Below are 20,359 nucleotides of genomic sequence, written 5' to 3' on the forward strand. Positions count from 1 at the left end.
GGAGAGTAGGTCGCTGCCGGATTCTTTTTGAAAGCCCCTGGTGCCGCAAGGCGCCGGGGGCTTTGTCTTTGCGGGCTTGGGCTTGGGCTGCCGGCCTCGGACGCGTGCTTCGTCGTGGATTGATCCGACGGGATGCGAACGTACTGGCGCCTGGCTTTGAGGCTGGCCTGACCCTGGCTGCTTTTGCTTGAGTGACGCTCCTTCCCCCTCTCTGGACAGGAGCTCTCGCATGCATCTGCTTCGAATCTACGCCGCTGGGCTGTTCGCGTTGGGGCTCTTGCTGGCGCCCGCGGAGTCCAAGGCGCAGCAGTCCGGCGTCCGCCTGGGCGTGGGCGCGGACTACTGGGTGGACACCAGCGCCGCGTTCAACTTCACGCTCGGCGTTGAAGGTCATGTCGCGGGCCCGCTCTTCGTGGGTGCCCGGTTCGGCGCGGTGCTCGTCACGGACGGCAACATCATTGGCGTCCCGTTGGATATCTCGCTCCGCGCGACGCTGGGGCGGACCGTCTACATCGAGGGGCTCGCGGGCCCGTGGATCTTCTTCAAGGGGGACACCTTCAAGGCCCACGCGGCGTTTGGCTTTGGCCTCCAGGGCAAGGCCGCGAGCATCGGCGTCGAGGTGGGCTACCTCGATCCGAACCCCATCATCGGCTTGCGGCTGGGCTACAAGTTCTGAGGCCGTCCTGCCTCAGTAGTGCGGCGGCCGCTCCTGCTGGCGGGCGTCCACCAGGCCCGGCTCGGCGTCCAGCTTGCGCTTGAGCCGGTCCAGCTCCGCGCGGAGCGCGTCGATGACGCGCCCCTGCTGGTAGAGCACGTCGCTCAGCTCCTGCAGCAGCTCCTGCTGCTGCGTGTAGCGGATTTCCAGCTCGACCAGGCGCTTGTCTTCCATTGCCGTCTTCTCCGCTCGGGGACCGTGCCCCATGAATACCCTTGAACACCTGCAGCGCGCCCGCGAGCTGCTTGGACGCGGACAGCCCGAGCTGGCCGAGTCCGCGCTGAGTGACGCCATCGATGCGGCCGTGGCGGCGGAGGACCTGGTCCTCCTCACCCAGGCGCGGTTCGCGCTGGGGGAGTTGCTCTTCCAGCAGGGCCGCGATGAAGAGGCAATCCCCTTCCTCCAGGCCGTGGTGCGCACCGAACGGGCTGATGGGTCCGTGGACGCGCCGGTCATCGCGTCGGCGCGGATGCTCCGCCAGATTCGGGGGCAGGAGCCGCGTTGAAGCAGCCCCCGCGCCTCAGGGCAGCCGGCACTGCTCCCGGATGGCGTCCATCCGCTGCGGGAAGCGCCGCTCCAGGTCTGTGCGCGTCAGGCGTGCTCCCTCGAGCCTTCCTGCCTTCACCTGGAGGGTGCAGAGCGTGGCCAGCGCCCGTGTGTCGGATACGTCCAGCCGGTCCGCCTGTCGCAGGGCCTCCTCGGCGGCGGTTTCATTTCCCAACTGGAACCAGGCGATGCCCAACTGGAAGTGCCCTTCCGCGAGCTTCGGGTCCTTCTGTACCGCCTGCTGCAAGAGCCCCACGGCTTCGCGGCTCCGGCCTTCCTTGCTGAGCACCAGTCCCTGTTCCACCAGGAGCCGGGCCGCGGGGACCTTGCCCTCCAGGGAGGTGAAGACCTTCAGGGCGTCCTCGGGTTTTCCCATCCGGCTGAGCAGCCGGCCGTAGCGCACGCCGATGAGGGGATCGCCTGGAGTGCGGCTGTAGGCCCGGGACAGGGCCTCCGTGGCGCCCTCGACGTCGCCCTTCTGCTCGCTCAGGTCCGCCCGGAGCAGCTCCGGCCGTGGGTCCGCCGGCGCGAGCTTCCGCGCCTTTTCGAGTGACTGGTCCACGCAGCGGGTCATCCGCTCCCGGTCGCAGATGCGCGCGAGCAGGAGCTGGGTCTCCAGCGCGTTCGGGTCTCGCCGCTCGGCTTCCAGGGCCAGGTCGTGCGCTTCCGCCGGGGCATCGCGCAGGAGCTCGGCGGCCTCCCGCAGGTCCGCCGCCGTCGCCTTGTCGTTGTGCTTCAGGGGCACCAGGAACCGCAGCCGGCCTTCCACGCTCTCCGTGGCTCGCGCGATGGCCAGCTCCTGCTCCGGCATGTCGCGGGGCAGGAACAGCGGGATGACGTGGATGGCGAGCGCCACGCCGCAAACCCAGAGGACGCCTCGGAGACCCTGGCTCCGGCGCCGGCCGCTCCGCTCCCCTGGTTCGTTCGATGGGTCGCTCATGGGGCGTTTCTAGACGGCTCGGAGGTGCGGGCGCAGCCCCGACGGCAGTTCCAGCTCGCAGCTCCAGCAGAGCTCGAAGTTGGCCGGGTTCTCCTCTCCACAGCGTGGACAGGTCACCGAGCGGCTGGCGGCTTCCTGGTTGGCCTGGAGCTCCGCGAGGATCTGGCGCCCGGCCTCCAGTTCCTGGGGCCACAGCCACAGCTCCACCCAGGCCTCGGTGCTGGGAATCTCTCCGCTCAGCGGGACCAGGGACTCGCCGCGGATGTCGACCGAGAGCCCGGCTGATTCCAGGGCTCCCGCCAGCATCCGCGCCTCTCCGACCGTGCGGTGCACGGAGAACTGCACGCGCTTCATGCTTCTTGTCTGTCAGAAGCGCGCCTCCAGGGCAACCCGCCCCGGCTGCTCCCCTGCTGGGCCTCGGGCGGCGCGGCCCTCACGGACCGTGCGGCCTCCGTCATTCATCGTGACGCAGTTGGTGCGGCAGGACGGCGTGGGCGTGGCGGGGGGCTCGCGCGTGGAGCTCCGCTGATAGCAGGGCGTCCAGCTCCGCGAGCAGGCGATCATACCCGCCTCCCTTCGCGGGCAGCCGCTCGGTGGCGAGCCTCAGCCGAGGAGTCTCCTCGTCCTCGAAGGCCAGGGTGACTGCCAGGATGTCCGGGCCTCCTGCCTGGGACGCGAGGGTGGCGGGTTCGGGCTCCCGTTGCAGGGGTTCCAGCAACGGGGCCAGCCGGTGGATCTCCTCCGGCGTCAGGTCCCGCTCCACCACCGGTTCGCCCTGCTCCAGCACACGCAGGTGCTTGAGGCCCTCCACTCGCAGCGCCTGGGCCCCGGTGTTCGTCTGGCCACTGCGCTCGTAGGTCACCGTCTTCACGCGCCGCACCTCCTCGCGGTCAAGGAGTAGGCATTCGCATCCTCCCCGGCATCCGAGGGAGACCCCGGCGAGTGCTCCCGGTCCGTCGGGGACAGCCCGAGCGACGGGTGCCGGACACTGTGCAGCGCCCCCTGGGCCCCTGCGCTTCCTGGGGGCGTCTCCCTACCGTGCCTTTCGTCCGGGCGCCCATGTCCGGACACACGGAGGACGCCGAACGATGAGCAAGCACAAGAACCCGACCCCGAATGATCAGCGCTCCAACACGAAGAACCCCGAGCGCCCGGAGCACAAGTCCGCCCAGGACAACCGCTCCAACCAGATGAACCCGAACCGTCCTCCGAACCCGCCGTCCCACACGCCCTCGCACGGCGGTGGCATGACGGGCGGGGACGACTCCTCGAAGCGCTGAGCGGAACAGGAGAGGCCGGCCGCGCGTTCGGGCCGGCCCCTCCGGGGGTGTTGTCCTAGCGGACGCGCGGCGAGCACTCGCCTTCGCCGCGGTAGTGGCCCACGGTGCGCACGAGCGCCGTCACGAAGTCGCGCAGCGTCCGCACGCTGCCCGCGCCTCCCGTGCCGTACTGGCCCGAGGGCAGCGACGTCAGGTTCACCAGGCCCAGCTCATCCAGGGTGATTTCGCCGTCCGGCCCGACGATGCCCGTGCTGTCCGCCGCGGCGATGGCGTCGAAGCGCATCTTCGCGTCCGGCGACTGGAGGTCGTCGAAGAACAGGTGGTCGCCGTGGAGGGTGAGCTGCACCGTCTCCGTGCTGCCCCTGGGCACCGTCACTCCGCTGCCGAGGTCCTCGTTCTCGCAGTGCTCGTAGAGCGTGTTGGTGGCGAAGCCCCAGTGGAAGCGCTTCGTCAGGGTGCCCTTGGTGGCCGTGCCCTCGACGTAGACGGACCAGCCTTCGGTGTTCATCCGCGTCACGTCCTCCGCGTCCGCGTTGCCGGCGGTGGCGTCCGCGACGGGGGCGATGGCGTAGCTCACCTCGTCCCATTCCTCAGCGGCCAGGTCGTTGAACGTCGCGACGTTCACGGGGCCCGGACGGTGCACGTCGTAGACCTTCGCGGCCGTCTGCCCGGCGGCGGTCTCTCCCTCGTGGTTGGCGACCTTCAGCTCGCCCAGCTTCACGAGGAACTTGTCGTACTTCACCGTCCAGCCGTCCTCGAAGGCGCTGGCGGGGATCTCCTTCTCGATGAAGTCCTCCCCATACGCGGTGAACGTCACGTTGCCTTGACCCGACGAGCAGGCGACCAGGGCCAGGCAGGACACTCCCATCAGCCAATGCTTCTTCATTGCGCTGCTCCTTCCACCCACGTCACGACGTAGGCGCTGGTGTCTTCCACGCCGCGCACCAAGCCGTTCTGGGCCTGGCTGTTGGCGGGGAAGGTGGAAACGCCGGCCGCGTCCGGAGGCGACGCGGTGGCGAAGTCGATGCGGTCCATCCATTTCCCCAGGTCCACCGCGATGCGCACGTGGCCCGTCTCCTGCCGGAGGTCGCGCTCGAAGCGCACGCCTTCAATCGCCTTGGGCAGGTCCACCGCCGCGTCGAAGCGCACCGTGGCTCCGGAGGTGTGCGTGGCGGTGCCTCGCACGTGGGCGTGGTGGCCTCCGAGGACGTTCCGCGCGTCCGTGGCCGCCGTGGGCGTCACGAGCGTCAGCTCCAGCGAGCCGTATGAACCGGTGACGGCGTTGGCGTTGCCCAGGTTGCCACCCGCGAGCAGATCCACGGTCTGGGCGTTGAGCACCTCTCCCAGGGCATCGCCGGGGACATAGTGGCCTGGGTGCGCGTTCGCGGTGCCTCCAATGAGCGAGTACCAGTCGAGGCGGGGGAGGCGTCGAGACAGCAGCACGCGGCCTTCGAAGAAGCGCACCGAACCCACGGAGAGCTGCGCGGCCTCGGGCGTCACCGTCCAGCCGTACTCGTTCGGGGCCGTGGGCGCTGTCGCCGTCATCGTCACGGCGAAGGTGCGGCGCTCTGCCTCGGTCTTGCCGCCGCAGCCCAGGCTCATCAGGGCCACGAGCAAGGCCAGTGCAATCGGGTTCATCACAGGTGGACCTCCAGGGTGAGCGAGGCCACGCGTGGTGCCCCCGCGGTGAAATGTCTGGCTGGAACGAGGCTCGGCTGGGCGGTGGGGTCGAAGCGCGAGCTGTAGACGAACTCGCCGTCCCGCCAGCGCGTGTTCAACAGGTTCTTCACGTCGAGCCGCAGCGCGAGCGCTCCTCGCCGCAGCGCGGCCTGCGCGTCCGCGAGGAACACGGTGTGGCTGTGTTCGTCGTAGGGCAGGGGCCTGGGGCCGATGAGCGTGAGGCCCGTGCCCAGCGACAGCACGGAGCCGATGCCGGGCAGCGGCTTCTCCCAGCCGAGGTCCGCTCGGGCGACCAGCGGCGCGAAGTAGGGGAGCTTCGCGTCCGTCTTCGTCACCGTCGCGTTCGCCACCGTGGCGCTCAGCGCGGCCGTGACGCCTTCGAGCGGACGCGCCTGCAGCGACGCGGAGATGCCCGTGCGCAGCGTCTCTCCCGTGAAGACGGTGGTGCCCACCGTGTGGTCGAAGAAGAAGTCGTCCGCCACCCGCGAGCCGAAGACGCTCGCCTGGAAGGACAGACGTTCTCCGTCCCTCCGCGTGCCCAGCTCCGCGCCGTGCACGTTCACGAAGGGCGCCTGCTCTCCCTCCGCGAGGCTTCGCGCCTGTGGCGAACGGAAGCCGTCTCCGTAGCTGGCGAAGAGGGCCCACGTGTCCGTGAGCGCGTATTCGACGCCGGCCTTCGCGCCCCAGTGCACCCCGAAGGCGCTGCGCGAATAGCCCTGTCCGTCGTAGTAGCGCGGGTCCCGGAAGGCGAGCGCGTCGAAGACCTCCACGCCCAGCGCGTCCGCGCGGCCTCCCAGCCGGAGGGCCCAGCGGCCCAGCGGGAGTCTGGCCTCGGCGTAACCCCAGACGTCCGTCTGCGTGAGGTCCGCGTCCACTTCGTCCGCGAAGAAGGTGCCGTCCGTCTCACGGTAACGGCGTTGCGTCTGGTGGATGCCGTCGCGCCTTCCCCCGAGCCCCAGCTCCAGCGCGACGGGGCGGTCGAAGAGGGTCACCTGTCGGCGGTGCTCGGCGCGCAGGCCCAGCGTGGTGCCGTCGTGGGTCTGCTCCAGGCCGTCACCCCGGTCGTCCACCCGGTAGCCCGTGAAGTTGTTGCGCAGGCGCAGGTCCGAGAGGATTCCGAAGGCCTCGATGCGCGTTCGCGCGGTGCCCTCGCGCGGGAGGTCCACGCCGACGAGGAGCTGGTGCCTGGAGACCGTGCCTCCCTGCCGGTCGAAGGAGCCGGAGTAGAAGGTCCGGCGGCCGGCTTCGAGGTCGTCCTCTCGCACCACTCCGGGGGAGTCGAAGCGCGTGACGTAGCTGCCTCCCAGGATTCGCGCGCTCAGGCCTTGGCCCAGGTCCAGGTTCGCCTGGGCGAGGAGCGTGGCCCGTCCGTAGCCCCGCTGGGGGCCGAAGCCGTCGCTCTCTCCGATTTCCGCCGCCGCGAAGGTGCCGGGGTCTTCTCCCGGGCGCACCGTCACGACGAGCCGGCGCGTGTTGAACTGGCCCAGCGTGCCCGCGAACTCCACGCCCTTCTCGCGCGCGCCCAGGTCCATGCGCACCGTTCCCGCGACCGCGAAGTCGCCCTGGAACGCGCGGTAGGAGCCTTCCGTCACCTCCAGCGATTGGACGAGCTCCGGGATGATGAAGTTGGTATCCGCGTAGCCCAGCGCGTGGATGTGGCTCACCTCGTTCACCGGCAGGCCTCCGACGTTCAGCTCCACGTCCTGGCCGTGGAGCGCGTCGAAGCCCCGGAGGAAGAGCTGCTGCGCCTTGCCCTCGCCGCTGTGCTGCGAGGCCACCAGCCCCGGGACGACCCGCAGCACGTCCGTCGCGTTCGTGCGCGGCGCCGTGTCCAGGATGTCCCGGCCGATGGTGACCTCGGCGGCGCTCTGGGCCGGGCGCGTGCCCCGCACCACCGTGGAGCGCTGCTTCCCGGGGACCTCCGTTGGCTGTGGCTGTTCGGGTTGCTGCTGTTCTGGCGTGGCCTCTGGCCCCTCCTGGGCGGCGGGCATGGCCGAGGGAAGACTCGTCGAGAGCGTGGCGAACGCGATGAGCAACAGGGTCACGGTGGAGGGCACGAACAGACGACGACACGTCCCCGGCGCGCGTCGGGACGCGCTCCAGGGCGTGCGGGTTGAAAGGACAGACGACACACGCCCGCGCAGGCCCGTGCCTGGCCAAAGCCAGACGGTCCGCGCGCTCGCGAGTCATGCTTGCGTTACGGAGGTCCGAGGGGGACTAGGGGCCCTGCGGCATCGCCGCGGACCGCAACCGCTGGCCCGGCGACCACTCCGGGCTCCGCTCCGGCGCCACGCTCCAGGACACCCAGCGCAACTTCGGCGGCACGAACACCGTCCAGCTCGCCGCCACCGCCAGCAGGTGCTCCACCGAGCCCGTCAGGTGCTGGTGGCCGTGGCCCCGCTTCGCTCCGTCCGGCGTGTCCTGCCCGGACTCCGCCGGACAGGGGGCCTTCGCCGCCTCACACGTGACCGGGGTGCGGTGGACGTGGGTGCTGGCGCCGTGCTCGTGGCGTCCCAGGCCTCCGCCGTGTCCCACCACCGCGTGCAGCACCGGCGCCACCGCGAGCCCGTACACCAGGACCCACAGCCCCAGGAACGCCAGGTCTCGTCGGTCTCGGGAATCCCACACGGCGGTTCGGGGGTACGGCGGCGGAGCGTCCAGGACGGGGGAGGTGAGGCGGCCGCCTGCCTATCCGTCCTCCCCACGACACGCAAGGCCACCTCCGCCGCTCGCTGCGAGACAGTTCCCTGCCGCCCGGTCCCATCACCCCGTGGACCTCTTGACGCATTGCATCGGAATCCGCTGCGGCCGCAGACTTCCCGTCATAGACTCCTGGCGTGCGTTCCGACTCCGCCGCGCTTCGCTCCCTGCCTGCCTCCACGGAGGTTCCCGCCCCGCCCTCGCGCGCCGACCGTCTGCGTGCGCTGGGCAGTGAGTCCTTCGACCTGCTCGTCATCGGCGGCGGGGTGACGGGCGCGGGGGCCGCCCGGGACGCGGCGCTGCGGGGCCTGAAGGTGGCCCTGGTGGAGCGCGAGGACTTCGCCAGCGGGACGTCCAGCCGCTCGTCGCGCCTCATCCACGGTGGCCTGCGCTACCTGGAGCACGGCCACCTGGGGCTCGTCTTCGAGTCGAGCATCGAGCGGCGCCGCCTGCTCCACCTGGCGCCCCACCTGGTGCGCCCGCTGGCCTTCGTGTGGCCCGTCTACGAGGGGGCTCGCGTGCCGCGCTGGAAGCTCAACGCGGGCCTGATGCTGTACGACGCCCTGTCCCTGTTCCGGAACGTGAAGGCGTATCAGCGCCTGTCGCTCAAGCAGGTGGTGGAGGCCGAGCCCGGCATCCGCGCCGAGGGGCTCAAGGGCGGCGCCCGCTACTACGACGCGGCCACGGATGACGCCCGCCTCACGCTGGCCAACGCGCTGGGCGCGAGCGAGGCCGGCGCGGTGGTGCTCAACCACGCCTCCGTGAAGCGGCTGGTGCTGGAGGACGGCAAGGCGAAGGGCGCGGTGGTGGTGGATCACCTCACCGGCCAGGAGCACACCGTGCGCGCGCGCGCCGTCGTCAACGCGACCGGCCCCTGGAGCGATGAGATCCGCCGGCTGGATTCGCAGCAGGAGCGCACGGGGCCCTCGGTGCGCGGCAGCAAGGGCGTGCACATCGCCGTGCCCCGCTCGCGGCTGAACATCGGGGACGCGCTCACGCTCCTGTCGCCCGTGGATGGCCGCGTGATGTTCATCCTCCCCGCGGATGCGTTCACGCTCATCGGCACGACGGAGACCGCCACCCGCGCCCACCCGGCCGAGGTGCGCGCGAGCGAGGCGGACGTGGCCTACCTGCTCTCCTCCGCCAACGCCTTCTTCCCGAGCGCGAACCTCACCCGCGAGGACATGGTCAGCGCGTGGGCCGGCATCCGCCCGCTGGCGGCGAGCGGCTACCACGGCAACAGCGACGCGGGCAGCGCCAGCCGCGAGCACGCCATCGACGTGAGCCCGTCCGGCGTGCTGGCCATCAGCGGCGGCAAGCTCACCACCTTCCGGGTCATGGCCCGCGACGTGGTCAACGCCGTGGAGCGCCACCTGGCCCTCCCGCACAAGAAGCCCGTCACCCACGAGCAGCCCCTGCCGGGCGGCGACATCCTCAAGCTGGACGCGGAGCTCGCGGCGGCCAGGCAGGCCGTGGGGGACGCGGCCACGGGCGAGCACCTGGTTCGCGCGTACGGCAGCCGCTGGCCCGCGGTGTGGGCGCTCACCCGCGAGTCGCCCGAGCTGGCCGATCCGCTCGTGGAGGGCCTGCCGTACCGCCGCGCCGAGGCCGCCTGGGGCGTGACCCACGAGATGGTCCAGACGCTGGCGGACCTGCTCATCCGCCGCCTCAAGGTCGCGTTCGAGACGCGCGACCAGGGCCGCGCCGCCGCCGTCCGCGCCGCGGAGGTGATGGCGCCGCGCCTGGGCTGGGACGCGGCGGAGACCGAGCGGCAACTGGCGGCCTACGCCGTGGATGCCCAGCGCATCTTCGGCGTGGATCCCTCCGACGCCTGACGCCCCGCCGGGTGGCCGGGCCCGGTGCGTCATGCCGACGCCCGAGGTCCCGCCCCGAGCGGGGCGCTCCCCCTCTTGAGCGTTGAGCGCCTCACGTTGGACCGGCACCGGATGGCCGTCGGGCGCACGACAGCCGCCCGAGCAGTCGTCCTGCGTCCATGCTTAAATCGTCGTGGGAACGGGAAGCAGGGCCGGCCCGTTCCTTTCGGCCCCCTTTCCGGGGGCGGCGGGTCACGGCGCGGTCGTCCACGTTGGCCGGGCGAAGGAGATACACCCCATGAAGCGTTGGCTTTGGCTTGGGCTCGGGTTGTCCGGTCTGGTGGCGAGCGGCTGTGGCGAGGATCCGGCCCCCATCGACGTCCTGCCCCAGGAGTGTCCAGGCACCGAGGAGGTGTCGCTGCCGAAGCCGGGGGTCTCCCCGCTGAGCACGGACACGGCGCCGGACGGCGTCATCATCACCTACAAGCCGAAGGTGACCGCGAGCGCGCTGGCCGCGTCGGCGGACATCGCGGCGGCCGTGGAGCGCGAAGGCGGCACGGTCATGCGCCGCATCCCGAACATGAACGTGGTGTCCGCGCGGCTGTCGCCGGAGGCCATCTCCGCGCTGAAGCTCCGCCCGGACGTGGTCTCCGTGTCGCCCAACCGCCGCGTGCGCGCGATGGGCCTGCCCACGCCCCCGCCGCTGGCGTCGTGGCAGGGCATGCTCAACACGCAGGGTTCGGTGGGTGAGTACACGGAGGGCCTGAAGATGATCCAGGCCCCGCAGGTGTGGGACGCGAACAACGACGGCGTCATCGACACCGGCGCGCCCACGGGCGAGGGCGTGAAGGTGTGCGTCATCGACAGCGGCTGGGACAGCAAGCACCCGGAGCTGAAGGCGGCGTTCCTCCTGGGCAAGGACTTCGTCGACAAGGACGATGACCCGTCCGACCAGAGCGAGTCCCAGGGCGTGGTGACGGTGGGCGGCGGCCACGGCACGCACGTGGCCGCGACCATCCTGGCGCAGTTCGGCGCGGGCTCCGGCGCGCGCGTGGCGCCCGGGGAGGAGCCGAACGGCGTGGTGGGCGTGGCGCCGGGCGCGTCCCTGCTCGTCGCGCGCGTGCTGGACACGGACGGCGGCGGCCGCACGGACGACGTCATCGCGGCGGTGGAGTGGTGCCACTCGCAGGGGGCGAAGATCGCCTCGCTGTCCCTGGGCGCGCAGGACCCGTCCGAGGCCGAGCAGCTCATGTTCGAGAAGGTCTGGGAGAACGGCAACGGCATGCTGTCCGTGGCGGCCAGCGGCAACGACGGCAAGATGGGCATCGCGTATCCGGCCGCGTACCTGCCGTCCGTGATGGCGGTGGGCGCGGTGGACCTGCAGGGCGAGTACGCGCCCTTCTCGCAGTTCGGCCAGGAGCTGTCCGTGGTGGGGCCGGGCGTGAACGTGCTGAGCGCCACGGTGCTGGGGGCGGCGTCGCTGTCCTCGGTGACGGCGTCGTCGTCACCCATCAGCTCGTCGCCGCTGTCGTACACCGCGCAGGGCACGTACACGGGCCGGCTGGTCGACTGCGGCCTGGGCGCGGACCGCGCGGCGTGCGGTGAGGCCGCCACCTGCGACGGCTTCGTCGCGTACGTGGACCGCGGCGACCTGTTCTTCGAGGAGAAGGCGCGCAACGTCATCCAGGCCGGCGCCCGCGCGGTCATCATCGGCAACAACGTGGAGGACGACGGGGACGGCAACTTCACGCTGGGCTCCGCGAACTCGCACTGGGTGCCCACGGTGTCGGTGTCCATGGCGGCCGGCGCGTCCCTCAAGAAGATGGTGGGCCAGGACGTGACGGTGTCCATCACCGGCCTGGACTACCAGCGCGAGTCGGGCACCTCCATGGCCACCCCGCACGTGTCGGGCGTGGCGGCGCTGGTGTTCAGCGCCCGGCCGGACCTGAGCGCCGCGCACGTGCGCGCGGTGCTGGAGAAGACGGCGCTGGACGACAAGACGACGCCGGGCAAGGACCCGAAGTACGGCTACGGCCTGGTGCAGGCGGCCAAGGCCGTGGAGCTGGCGCGCACGCTGCCCCCGGGCGGCGGTCCGCTCCCGCTGCCGTAGCGGCGCGCCTTTCGCGCCCGTGGGCCCGACGCCCCCGTGTCCCTTCGTGGGGCCGGGGGCGTTCGCTTTTCTGCCGGGCAGGCGCCGGGTCGGGGTCTGGCGCTCCGGACGGACAGGCGACCGCCAGGGCCCAGGGCCGGTGGTTCGCGCCGGGTGCGCGTGCACCTTCCCAAGAAGGGAGGCACGCGGCGCATGAGGCGAGACACCTGGCTGGGGTTGGGCATCGCGGGCCTGGCCTTCCTGCTGATGTGCGGGGCGCAGTCCGGCGGGATGGAGGATGACGCGGCGTCCGAGGAGACCGGCGCTCCCGCGGCCTTAAGGCCGGGCACGTCCCAGGCCCAGACGCCCGCGCCGCGCGAGCAGCCGCGGCAGGGGACGGGGGGCTCCGGGGCGAACACGCAGGCCCCCGCCGGGACGGCCGCTGGCGCCGCGCCCGCGCAGGGGAGCGAGGGCGACCTCCCCGTGGCGGATCCGAACAGCCCCAGCGCGGATCCGGACCCAGAGGGCCGCACGCAGCCGCCCAACCCGGGCCCGGAGACGAACACGGGCACGGGGGGCACGGGCAACACGGGGACGCGGGCTCCCGGCGCGGCGAAGGCTCCCGCTTCGGGCGCCTCGCAGGGCGTCGCGGTGGTGGACGCCATCTACCGGGGCAAGGTGCGCTCGGTGTCCGACACGGAGGTCGTCATCGACAACGATGGCTCGCGCCTGCCGCTGGAGATCAGCACGAAGACGCGCATCGTCCGCGACGGTGAGCCCATCCGCGTGACCCAGCTCCAGGAGGGCGAGCGCGTGCGCGCCACCGTGAACCTGGTGGGCCGCAGCCACACGCGGGAGATCGCCGTGCTGACCGGCGCCGAGGCCCGCCGCGACGCCGCGACCCAGCGCCGCCGGTAGCCAGCGGCCCTTGCGTCAGCCGCACGGCTCCGTCCGCGTCTCCCGGACGGAGGTTTCCACCATGACGGTCTACGACCGGTACCGAACCCTGTTGCACAAGCTGGCCCTCGTCCGCGCCCGCGCGCCCGGCGGGGACTCCCCCGAAGCGGACGCGCTGCTCGACACGATGGACGAGGTCTGGGACGCCCTGTCCGACGGCGAGCGCGCCGCCATGGAGCGCGAGCGCGCCCGCCTGGCCCTGGCCGTGGACACGCGCGCCGTGCCCGCGTGAGGCCGCGCCCCGCGTCACTCCCGCACGGACTCCATGGGTGCCCCCGTGGGCCCATGGGGGAGGCGCGAGGACGGCGGCAGCTCCCGGCGCTGACGCTGGCGCCACACCGCCCGTGAGTAGTCCACCACCGACGCCAGCGACAGCATCGCGACGAGCGCCACGAGCGGCCGCACCAGCGGAGGGTAGAGCAGGACGCACAGCAACACCGCGAGCTGCAGCGTCGTGACGATCTTGCCCAGCATCCGCGCCTTGAGCTCGACGGCCCGCATGTCCGGCCGCAGCCTGGCGACGATGAAGCCGATGGCCGTGCCGATGTCCCGCAGGAGCAGCAGCGTCAGCTCCACCGGGTCGATGAGCCCGTCCAGCAGACACACGATGAAGGCCGTCACCATGAAGGCGCGGTCCGCCACCGGGTCGATGAGCGCCCCCAGGCGCGTGGCCAGTCCCCGGTGCCGGGCAATCCAGCCGTCCAGGAAGTCCGTCGCCGCGGCCACCACCACCAGGAGGGCCCGCACGCGCAGGTCCGACACCGCGATGAACGCCGCGGCGAGCGGCAGTCGCGACAGGGACAGCGTATTGAGCAGCACGAGGCTTGCCCGACGGTGCATGGCCTTCAAAAGGTAGTGCTCGGCCCCCGGGGCGCACCTGTCCGCCCAGACGAGCGTCCGGCGAAGGACTCCTCCGGTGCCCTCGTGGCGCGAAAGGGACCCCGAGGTCCGCGTGCGGTGTCCCAGGGAGGGCCGGGGCTCCTCCCGGCGCGTCCTCTCCTGGAGCCCGCCCCTTGAACCCGATGGGACCCTTCCGCCCCCTGCTGGCCCTGGCCACCCTGCTCACCGCCGCGCTGTCCCTGGCGAGCTGCGAAGCGGCTGGCCGGGCGAAGGTCGCGGCCCGCGCCCCCACGGAGGAGGAGCGGACGCGCTACCCGTGGCTGCCGGCCTCCGTCCAGGTGCGCTCGCTGGAGGAGACCTTCGCGCCCCCGGAGGGCTACGCGCGCGTGCCGCTGGAGGCGGGCTCCTTTGGCGCCTGGCTGCGCGGCCTGCCCCTGCGCCCGGAGGGCTCCCCCGTGCGCGACTTCCAGGGCCGCACGGTGCTGGCGGCCTCCGACGCCCGGCTGGCGGCGGTGGGGGAGCTGGACGTGGGCACAGCGGACCTCCAGCAGTGCGCGGACTCCATCCTGCGCCTTCATGCGGAGTGGCGCTGGGCGTCCGGCCACCCGGAGCGCATCGCCTACCGCTTCACCAGCGGCCACGTGGCGTCCTGGCCCCGGTACGCGGCCGGGGACCGGGCGCGCGTCTCCGGCTCGAAGGTGACGTGGGTGCCGGAGCGCGCGGCGGCGGACCGCTCGCGGGCGGCCTTCCGCGGCTACCTGAACCTGCTCTTCACCTACGCGGGCACCCTGTCGCTCCAGGCGGAGGGCGCCCGGCCCCCGCGGGAGCAGCTTCGCCCGGGGGACTTCTTCGTCCTGGGCGGCAGCCCCGGCCACACGGTGCTCGTGCTGGACGTGGCCACCAACGCGAAGGGGGAGCGCGTGGCGCTCGTGGGGCAGGGCTTCAGCCCCGCGCAGGACTTCCACGTCCTGGCGGGACGGGACGGGCCCTGGTTCCCGCTGGAGGGGGAGCACCTGGCCACGCCCTTCTGGGCGCCCTTCCCCATGACGTCCCTGCGGCGCCTGCCGTCGCCCTGATCGGCCTGGAAACCTGAAGCAGCAACGAGGTGCGGCCGGGGGGACGGGCGCCCTCCCGGTGTGTCCCCTGGCGGACGGGGAGGCCGCGAACGGAGGCCGCCCGAGGGTTCTGCTGGAATCGGCGGGGGGGAGGAGGCAGGTTGCGACGTGGAGTGTTGTCCTGCCGTCAACGGCGGGCACACCGACGTCGGGCCCGTCCCCCACCGCGTGCCCGCCAGCCTAAAGGGAAGGGCAGTCCGTCCCCCGAGCCTCCACCATGTCCTCCGCCGCCGTGTCCGTGCCCGCGTCTTCCCCCAGGGCCAGCATCCTCCTTGTCGACGACACGCCCGGGCACCTCCTGGCGCTGGAGGGCATCCTCGCGCCCCTGGGGCAGCGGCTGGTGCGCGCCTCGTCCGGACGCGAGGCGCTGCGGCGCGTGCTGGACGAGGACTTCGCCGCCGTCCTGATGGACATGAACCTGGGCGACATGACGGGCGTGGAGGTGCTGGGCCTCTTGCGCGAGCGCGACCGCAGCCGGCGCACGCCCGTGCTGCTGATGACCGCGGGCGACGGCGACGAGAAGGAGTGGCTGGCGGCATACGCGCACGGGGCGGTGGACTACCTGCGCAAGCCGCTGCGGCCTGAAATCCTCCTGGCGAAGGTGTCCATGTTCGTGGAGCTGCACCTGGCGCGCGAGGCCGTGCAGCGGCGCGAGGAGTCGCTGCGCGAGCGCGAGCGCAACGCGCTGGAGGCCGTCCACCGCGAGCGGCTGCACGCGTTCTTCATGCAGGCCCCGGTGGGCATCTCCATCACGCGCGGGCCGGACTTCGTCTTCGAGCTGGCGAACCCCTACTACGAGCTGCTGGTGGGCCGGCGGGTGACGCCGGGCCAGGCGCTGACGGACGCGTTCCCGGAGCTGGCGGAGCAGCCGGAGGTGATGGAGGTGCTGCGCGGGGTGGTGCGCACGAAGCAGCCCTTCGTGCGGCCGGAGTTCGAGGTGAAGCTGGTGCGCGACGGCCAGCCGGACTCCGTCTTCTTCAACGTCATCTACCACCCGATGCTGGAGGGGGACGGCACCGCGTCCGGCATCATCACCCTGGCCACGGACGTGACGGAGTTCGTGCGCGCGCGCCGGCACACGGAGGCGCTGGCGCAGGACCTGCGCAGGCAGCAGGCCGCGCTGGCGGACAGCGAGCAGCGCCTGCGCCTGGCGCTGACGGCCACCCAGTTGGGCACCTTCGACATGGACCTGGCGACGAACGAGCTCAAATGGGACGCGCGCTGCAAGGCGCTCTTCGGCCTGCCGCCCGAAGCGGAGTCGTCCTACGAGCTGTTCCTCGCGGGCCTGCACCCGGAGGACCGGGAGGCCGTGCAGCGCGCGGTGGCGCTCAGTTGGGACCCCAGCGGCAAGGGCGACTACGACGTGGCCTACCGCACCGTGGGGTTGAAGGACGGCGTGGAGCGCTGGGTGCGCGCCACGGGCCGCACGCACTTCCAGGACGGCGCGCCGGTGCGCTTCGTGGGCACCGTGCAGGACATCACCGCGCGCAAGCGCGCCGACGCGGAGCGGGCCCGGCTGATGGCGGGCGAGCTGCGCCGCACCGAGCAGCTCCGCGGCCTGTCGCGCGCGAGCCTGGCGCTCAACGCGGCCGGCAGCGTGCCGGCCATCCTGGACCTGGTGACGCTCAAGGCGCGCAAGCTGATTGGCGCCAACCAGTCCTTCGTGCAGGTGGCGGACGGCCGCGACGCCCCGCCGCTCGCCGCGCTGTCCGCGGCGGGGCATGAGCCGCTGGCGCCGGGCGCCGCCCAGCCGGGCGTGGACGAGCGCGGCCTGTTCGCCCGGGTGTGCCAGGAGAACCGGCCGCTGCGCCTGACGCGCGAGGAGCTGCGCCAGCACGCGGCCTACGCCGAGGCGCCCGCCGCGCCGCCGCCCGCGCTGCCCCTGAAGGGCTTCCTGGCGGTGCCGCTGGTGGGACATGACGGCCGCAACCTGGGCCTGGTGCAGGTGTCCGACAAGGCGGAGGGCGACTTCGACGCGGAGGACGAGACCATCGCCGTGCAACTGGCGCAGATGGCCAGCGTGGCGCTGGAGAACGCGCGCCTGTACGAGACGGCGCAGGCGGAGCGGCGCAACCTGTTCGCGGTGCTCAAGCAGTTGCCCGCCGCCATCACCGTGCTGCGCGGGCCGGACCTGGTCTTCGAGATGGCCAACGACCTGCGCCTGAAGCTCACCGGGTCCCGGCCGCTCCTGGGGCTGACGGTGCGCCAGGCCCTGCCGGAGCTGAAGGACCAGGGGCAGGTGGCCCAGTTGGAGCACGTCTACCGCACCGGCGAGACCTACCGCGGCCACGAGGTGCCCATGCGCCTGGTGCGCGACGTGGGGCAGGAGGCGCCCGAGGGCTACTTCAACCTCACCTTCCAGCCGCTGCGCAACGCCGAGGGCAAGGTGGACGGCATCGTGTCCGTGTCGTGGGAGGTGACGGAGCAGGTGCTGGCGCGCCGGCGCATCGAGGCGCTGGCCGCGGAGCTGAAGGAGCGCGAGCAGCAGTTCCGCACGCTGGCGGACTCCATCCCCCAGTTGTCGTGGATGGCGGATCCGGACGGGCGCCTCTTCTGGTTCAACCAGCGCTGGTACGACTACACCGGGACGTCGCCCTCGCAGGTGGGGGAGAAGGACTGGAACGAGCTGGTGGACCCGGAGGACGTCGGGCGCGTGCTGGAGCACTTCAGCGCGGCCCTGCGCGAGGGGACGCTGTGGGAGGACCAGTTCCGCCTGCGCCGGGCGGACGGCAGCTACCGCTGGTTCCTGTCGCGCGCCATGCCCGTGCGGGACGGCGAGGGGCGGATCGTCCGCTGGTTCGGCACCAACACGGACATCGACGACGAGCGCCGCACGCTGGAGAGCCTCAAGCAGGCGGAGGAGGAGATCCGCCACCTCAACACGGGCCTGGAGAAGCGCGTGCGCGAGCGCACCGCCCAGCTCCAGGAGGCGAACAAGGAGCTGGAGTCCTTCAGCTACTCCGTGTCGCACGACCTGCGCGCGCCCTTGCGTCACATCACCGGCTTCGCGCAGTTGCTGGAGCGGCGGGCGGGAGCGAAGCTGGACGACGTGTCTCGCGGCTACCTCTCCACCATCGCGGGCGCGGCGAAGCAGGGCGGCACGCTGGTGGATGACCTGCTCGCGTTCAGCCGCATGGGCCGGGCGGAGCTGCGTCAGTCGCGGGTGGACCTGGGCCAACTGGTGGAGGAGGCCCGGCGCGACCTGGTGCCGGAGGCCCACGGGCGGCAGGTGGAGTGGAAGGTGGGGGGCCTGCCCACGGTCGAGGGCGACCCGGCGCTCCTGCGGCAGGTCATCCACAACCTGTTGGCGAACGCGCTGAAGTATACCCGCCCCAAGCCGGAGGCCCTCATCGAGGTGGGGGCGCGGGAGACGGAGGGCGAGGTCGCGGTGTGGGTGCGCGACAACGGCGTGGGCTTCGAGATGCAGTACGTGGACAAGCTGTTCGGCGTCTTCCAGCGCCTGCACACGGCCGAGGAGTTCGAGGGCACCGGTATCGGGCTCGCGAACGTGCGGCGCATCGTGTCGCGCCATGGTGGACGGACCTGGGCGGAGGGCGCCGTGGGGCAGGGCGCGACCTTCACCTTCACCCTGCCCCGGGCTTCTCCGTTGGAGAAGAAAGTCGAGACGCACGCGTGATCGAGCTGAAGCGGATCCTCCTGGTGGAAGACAGCGCCAATGACGTGGCGCTCACGCTGGCGGCGCTGGAGGAGGTGCACCTGGCCAACGAGGTCGTGGTGGTGCGCGACGGGCAGCAGGCGCTGGACTACCTCTTCCGCAAGGGCGAGTACGCGAACCGGCAGGACGGCCACCCGGCGGTGGTGCTGCTGGACCTGAAGCTGCCGAAGGTGGACGGGCTGGAGGTGCTGGAGAAGGTGAAGGGCGCCCCGGAGCTGAAGGCGGTGCCGGTGGTGATGCTCACCTCGTCGCGCGAGGAGCGGGACCTGGCGCGCAGCTACGGCCTGGGGGTGAACGCCTACGTGGTGAAGCCGGTGGCCTTCCCGGACTTCGTCTCCGCGCTGCGCGAGCTGGGGTTGTTCTGGGCGGTGGTGAACCAGCCGCCGCCGGGCGCTCCTGGCGCATCCGGAGCGCCCAAGTGAGCGCTCGCGGCGGTGCCGCCGCATTGGACCTGACGCCCCTGCCCTCGGCGCAGCGGCCCCTGTCCATCCTCTTGCTGGAGGACAGCCCGCTGGACGCGCAGTTGGTGGCCGCGCAGTTGGAGGAAGGCGGGCTGCCTTCGACGTTGGAGTGCGTGCAGGGGCGGGCGGCCTTCGTCGCGGCGCTGGAGAAGGGGCGGTTCGACCTCATCCTGTCCGACTACAACGTGCCGGGCTTCGACGGGATGAGCGCGCTGGAGGCGGCGCAGGCGGTGTGTCCGGACACGCCGTTCCTCTTCGTGTCCGGCGCGCTGGGCGAGGACCGCGCCATCGAGCTGCTCAAGCGCGGCGCCACGGACTACGTGCTGAAGGACCGGCTGGAGCGGCTGGGCCCCAGCGTGCGGCGGGCGCTGCGCGAGGCGGAGGGGGTGCGGCTGCGCAAGCGCACGGAGGAGGCGCTGCGCCGCTCCGAGGAGCGCTACCAGTTGGTGGCGCACGCGAGCTTCGACGCCATCTGGGACCTGGAGCTCCAGACGGACGCGATGCACTGGATTGGCGACGCGACGGAGGAGGTCTTCGGCTTCCCGCTGGAAGAGGTGGGCGCGGACGGGGGCTGGTGGCGCCGGCACATCCACGGCGAGGACCGCGAGCGGGTGCTGTCGGGGCTGCAGCGGGCGTTCGACTCGGACGAGGACCGGTGGCAGGACGAGTACCGCGTGCTGCGCAAGGACGGGGAGTACGCGTACGTGGCGGCGCAGGGCTCCATCCTGCGCGGAGAGAACGGGAAGGCGCGGCGCATCGTGGGCGCCATGCGCGACATCACGGAGCGGCGGCGGGCGGAGGAGGAGCGGCAGAAGCTGGTGCACGAGGCGCAGGCGCGGGTGGAGTTCGAGCAGCAGCTCATCGGCATCGTCAGCCACGACCTGCGCAACCCGCTGGGCGCCATCCTCACCGGCGCGTCGCTGATGCTCCGGCGCGACGACATCCAGCCGTGGCACGCGAAGGCGGCGGCGCGCGTGCTGTCCGCGGCGGAGCGGGCCACGCGGATGATCCGCGACCTGCTGGACTTCACGCAGGCGCGCATGGGCGGCGGCATCCCGGTGCACGCGGCGCCGTGCGACTTCCACGCGCTCACGCTGCAGGTGGTGGAGGAGGCGCGCACGGCGCACCCGGAGCGCACCATCCAGGTGGAGCAGGAGGGGGACGGGCAGGGGGCGTGGGACTCCGACCGGATGGCGCAGGTGCTGTCCAACATCCTGGGCAACGCGCTGAAGTACAGCCCGGAGGACACGCCGGTGCGCGTGGAGAGCCGGGGCGAGCCGGACGCGGTGGTGGTGCACGTGCGCAACGGGGGAGACCCCATCCTCCCGGAGATGCTCCCGCGCATCTTCGAGCCGCTCCAGCGCGGGACGACGGTGGGGCGCTCCGAGCGCAGCATCGGGCTGGGGCTCTACATCGTGCGGCAGTTGGTGCTGGCGCACGGCGGGACGGTGGACGCGCGGTCGTCCGCGGCGGAGGGCACGGTGTTCACCGTGCGCCTGCCGCGGCTGCCGCCGAAGGAGCCGGCCGCTCCGGCGCCGGAGTAGGG

20 protein-coding genes are annotated in these 20,359 nt (G+C 72.1%); 11 read left to right on the top strand and 9 right to left on the bottom strand.

The features are described from left to right. Window positions 1-229 precede the first annotated feature (229 nt). Window positions 230-676: a hypothetical protein gene (locus K8612_RS34525; protein WP_223744330.1), complete on the top strand. Its 447-nt coding sequence runs from the start codon at window positions 230-232 to the stop codon at window positions 674-676. Window positions 677-688: 12 nt separating this feature from the next. Here the strand turns inward: K8612_RS34525 and K8612_RS34530 are convergent, their stop codons facing one another. Next, window positions 689-889 (bottom strand): SlyX family protein, encoded by a 201-nt coding sequence (locus K8612_RS34530; protein WP_120553911.1) that lies wholly within the window; start codon window positions 887-889, stop codon window positions 689-691. Between the two features lie 31 nt (window positions 890-920). Here K8612_RS34530 and K8612_RS34535 point away from each other — a divergent pair, with 31 nt between their 5' ends. Continuing rightward, window positions 921-1,220, top strand: a complete 300-nt coding sequence (locus K8612_RS34535) for a tetratricopeptide repeat protein (protein WP_014392969.1) — start codon at window positions 921-923, stop codon at window positions 1,218-1,220. Window positions 1,221-1,235: 15 nt separating this feature from the next. On the opposite strand, the gene K8612_RS34540 is transcribed toward K8612_RS34535, so the two are convergent. The 3 genes from K8612_RS34540 to K8612_RS34550 all read right to left on the bottom strand — a co-directional run bounded on the left by K8612_RS34540 (window position 1,236) and on the right by K8612_RS34550 (window position 3,072). Further along, window positions 1,236-2,117 carry a tetratricopeptide repeat protein gene (locus tag K8612_RS34540; protein ID WP_223744329.1) on the bottom strand — a complete coding sequence of 294 codons (882 nt, stop codon included), beginning with the start codon at window positions 2,115-2,117 and terminating at the stop codon, window positions 1,236-1,238. A gap of 93 nt (window positions 2,118-2,210) precedes the next feature. Then, window positions 2,211-2,555 (bottom strand): DUF2007 domain-containing protein, encoded by a 345-nt coding sequence (locus tag K8612_RS34545; protein ID WP_223765370.1) that lies wholly within the window; start codon window positions 2,553-2,555, stop codon window positions 2,211-2,213. 100 nt (window positions 2,556-2,655) lie between these two features. Next, on the bottom strand, window positions 2,656-3,072 hold the full coding sequence (locus K8612_RS34550; RefSeq protein ID WP_223744328.1) for a hypothetical protein: 417 nt from the start codon (window positions 3,070-3,072) through the stop codon (window positions 2,656-2,658). Window positions 3,073-3,289: 217 nt separating this feature from the next. Between K8612_RS34550 and K8612_RS34555 the strand changes: the two genes are divergently transcribed. Continuing rightward, on the top strand, window positions 3,290-3,481 hold the full coding sequence (locus tag K8612_RS34555) for a hypothetical protein (RefSeq protein ID WP_223744327.1): 192 nt from the start codon (window positions 3,290-3,292) through the stop codon (window positions 3,479-3,481). Window positions 3,482-3,536: 55 nt separating this feature from the next. Here K8612_RS34555 and K8612_RS34560 read toward each other — a convergent pair whose 3' ends face one another. The 4 genes from K8612_RS34560 to K8612_RS34575 form a co-directional block, all read right to left on the bottom strand. After that, a complete protein-coding gene (locus tag K8612_RS34560) occupies window positions 3,537-4,367 on the bottom strand; it encodes a hypothetical protein (RefSeq protein WP_223765371.1) in 831 nt (276 codons plus the stop codon). Further along, complete coding sequence (locus tag K8612_RS34565) at window positions 4,364-5,119, bottom strand: hypothetical protein (protein ID WP_223765372.1); 756 nt, start codon at window positions 5,117-5,119, stop codon at window positions 4,364-4,366. The genes K8612_RS34560 and K8612_RS34565 overlap by 4 nt, the downstream gene beginning before the upstream one ends. Further along, window positions 5,119-7,152 (bottom strand): TonB-dependent receptor, encoded by a 2,034-nt coding sequence (locus K8612_RS34570; RefSeq protein WP_255672611.1) that lies wholly within the window; start codon window positions 7,150-7,152, stop codon window positions 5,119-5,121. The genes K8612_RS34565 and K8612_RS34570 overlap by 1 nt, the downstream gene beginning before the upstream one ends. 226 nt (window positions 7,153-7,378) lie before the next feature. After that, window positions 7,379-7,789, bottom strand: a complete 411-nt coding sequence (locus K8612_RS34575; protein ID WP_223765373.1) for a hypothetical protein — start codon at window positions 7,787-7,789, stop codon at window positions 7,379-7,381. 209 nt (window positions 7,790-7,998) lie between these two features. Here K8612_RS34575 and glpD point away from each other — a divergent pair, with 209 nt between their 5' ends. From glpD to K8612_RS34595, 4 genes are all read left to right on the top strand, one after another. Next, a complete protein-coding gene (glpD, locus tag K8612_RS34580; protein WP_223765374.1) occupies window positions 7,999-9,696 on the top strand; it encodes a glycerol-3-phosphate dehydrogenase in 1,698 nt (565 codons plus the stop codon). A 277-nt stretch (window positions 9,697-9,973) separates the two neighbouring features. Further along, window positions 9,974-11,785, top strand: a complete 1,812-nt coding sequence (locus tag K8612_RS34585; protein WP_223765375.1) for a S8 family serine peptidase — start codon at window positions 9,974-9,976, stop codon at window positions 11,783-11,785. Between the two features lie 192 nt (window positions 11,786-11,977). After that, window positions 11,978-12,682: a hypothetical protein gene (locus K8612_RS34590; RefSeq protein ID WP_223765376.1), complete on the top strand. Its 705-nt coding sequence runs from the start codon at window positions 11,978-11,980 to the stop codon at window positions 12,680-12,682. Window positions 12,683-12,743: 61 nt separating this feature from the next. After that, window positions 12,744-12,953, top strand: coding sequence for a hypothetical protein (locus K8612_RS34595; protein ID WP_223744320.1), 210 nt, complete (start codon window positions 12,744-12,746; stop codon window positions 12,951-12,953). 14 nt (window positions 12,954-12,967) lie between these two features. Here K8612_RS34595 and K8612_RS34600 read toward each other — a convergent pair whose 3' ends face one another. Further along, on the bottom strand, window positions 12,968-13,561 hold the full coding sequence (locus K8612_RS34600; RefSeq protein ID WP_223765377.1) for a CDP-alcohol phosphatidyltransferase family protein: 594 nt from the start codon (window positions 13,559-13,561) through the stop codon (window positions 12,968-12,970). 182 nt (window positions 13,562-13,743) lie between these two features. On the opposite strand from K8612_RS34600, the gene K8612_RS34605 reads away from it, so the two are divergent. The 4 genes from K8612_RS34605 to K8612_RS34620 all read left to right on the top strand — a co-directional run bounded on the left by K8612_RS34605 (window position 13,744) and on the right by K8612_RS34620 (window position 20,357). Continuing rightward, the gene (locus K8612_RS34605; RefSeq protein WP_223765419.1) at window positions 13,744-14,637 is read left to right on the top strand and encodes a DUF4846 domain-containing protein; all 894 of its coding nucleotides are present in this window, start codon (window positions 13,744-13,746) and stop codon (window positions 14,635-14,637) included. A 256-nt stretch (window positions 14,638-14,893) separates the two neighbouring features. After that, on the top strand, window positions 14,894-18,313 hold the full coding sequence (locus tag K8612_RS34610) for a PAS domain-containing protein (protein WP_223765378.1): 3,420 nt from the start codon (window positions 14,894-14,896) through the stop codon (window positions 18,311-18,313). Next, window positions 18,310-18,774 (top strand): response regulator, encoded by a 465-nt coding sequence (locus tag K8612_RS34615; protein WP_223744317.1) that lies wholly within the window; start codon window positions 18,310-18,312, stop codon window positions 18,772-18,774. Before K8612_RS34610 ends, K8612_RS34615 begins: the two co-directional genes overlap by 4 nt. Further along, window positions 18,771-20,357 carry an ATP-binding protein gene (locus tag K8612_RS34620; protein WP_223765379.1) on the top strand — a complete coding sequence of 529 codons (1,587 nt, stop codon included), beginning with the start codon at window positions 18,771-18,773 and terminating at the stop codon, window positions 20,355-20,357. The genes K8612_RS34615 and K8612_RS34620 overlap by 4 nt, the downstream gene beginning before the upstream one ends. The last annotated feature ends 2 nt before the right edge of the window (window positions 20,358-20,359 follow it).

Source organism: Corallococcus sp. AS-1-6 (assembly GCF_020037015.1).
Lineage (GTDB): Bacteria > Myxococcota > Myxococcia > Myxococcales > Myxococcaceae > Corallococcus.

Excerpts from the sequence above, each read along its gene's own strand:
- K8612_RS34525 (WP_223744330.1), top strand. The coding sequence starts at position 230 with ATGCATCTGCTTCGAATCTACGCCGCTGGGCTGTTCGCGTTGGGGCTC.
- K8612_RS34530 (WP_120553911.1), bottom strand. The coding sequence starts at position 889 with ATGGAAGACAAGCGCCTGGTCGAGCTGGAAATCCGCTACACGCAGCAG.
- K8612_RS34535 (WP_014392969.1), top strand. The coding sequence starts at position 921 with ATGAATACCCTTGAACACCTGCAGCGCGCCCGCGAGCTGCTTGGACGC.
- K8612_RS34545 (WP_223765370.1), bottom strand. The coding sequence starts at position 2,555 with ATGAAGCGCGTGCAGTTCTCCGTGCACCGCACGGTCGGAGAGGCGCGG.
- K8612_RS34555 (WP_223744327.1), top strand. The coding sequence starts at position 3,290 with ATGAGCAAGCACAAGAACCCGACCCCGAATGATCAGCGCTCCAACACG.
- K8612_RS34560 (WP_223765371.1), bottom strand. The coding sequence starts at position 4,367 with ATGAAGAAGCATTGGCTGATGGGAGTGTCCTGCCTGGCCCTGGTCGCC.
- K8612_RS34565 (WP_223765372.1), bottom strand. The coding sequence starts at position 5,119 with ATGAACCCGATTGCACTGGCCTTGCTCGTGGCCCTGATGAGCCTGGGC.
- K8612_RS34570 (WP_255672611.1), bottom strand. The coding sequence starts at position 7,152 with ATGCCCGCCGCCCAGGAGGGGCCAGAGGCCACGCCAGAACAGCAGCAA.
- K8612_RS34585 (WP_223765375.1), top strand. The coding sequence starts at position 9,974 with ATGAAGCGTTGGCTTTGGCTTGGGCTCGGGTTGTCCGGTCTGGTGGCG.
- K8612_RS34590 (WP_223765376.1), top strand. The coding sequence starts at position 11,978 with ATGAGGCGAGACACCTGGCTGGGGTTGGGCATCGCGGGCCTGGCCTTC.
- K8612_RS34595 (WP_223744320.1), top strand. The coding sequence starts at position 12,744 with ATGACGGTCTACGACCGGTACCGAACCCTGTTGCACAAGCTGGCCCTC.
- K8612_RS34600 (WP_223765377.1), bottom strand. The coding sequence starts at position 13,561 with ATGCACCGTCGGGCAAGCCTCGTGCTGCTCAATACGCTGTCCCTGTCG.
- K8612_RS34605 (WP_223765419.1), top strand. The coding sequence starts at position 13,744 with ATGGGACCCTTCCGCCCCCTGCTGGCCCTGGCCACCCTGCTCACCGCC.
- K8612_RS34610 (WP_223765378.1), top strand. The coding sequence starts at position 14,894 with ATGTCCTCCGCCGCCGTGTCCGTGCCCGCGTCTTCCCCCAGGGCCAGC.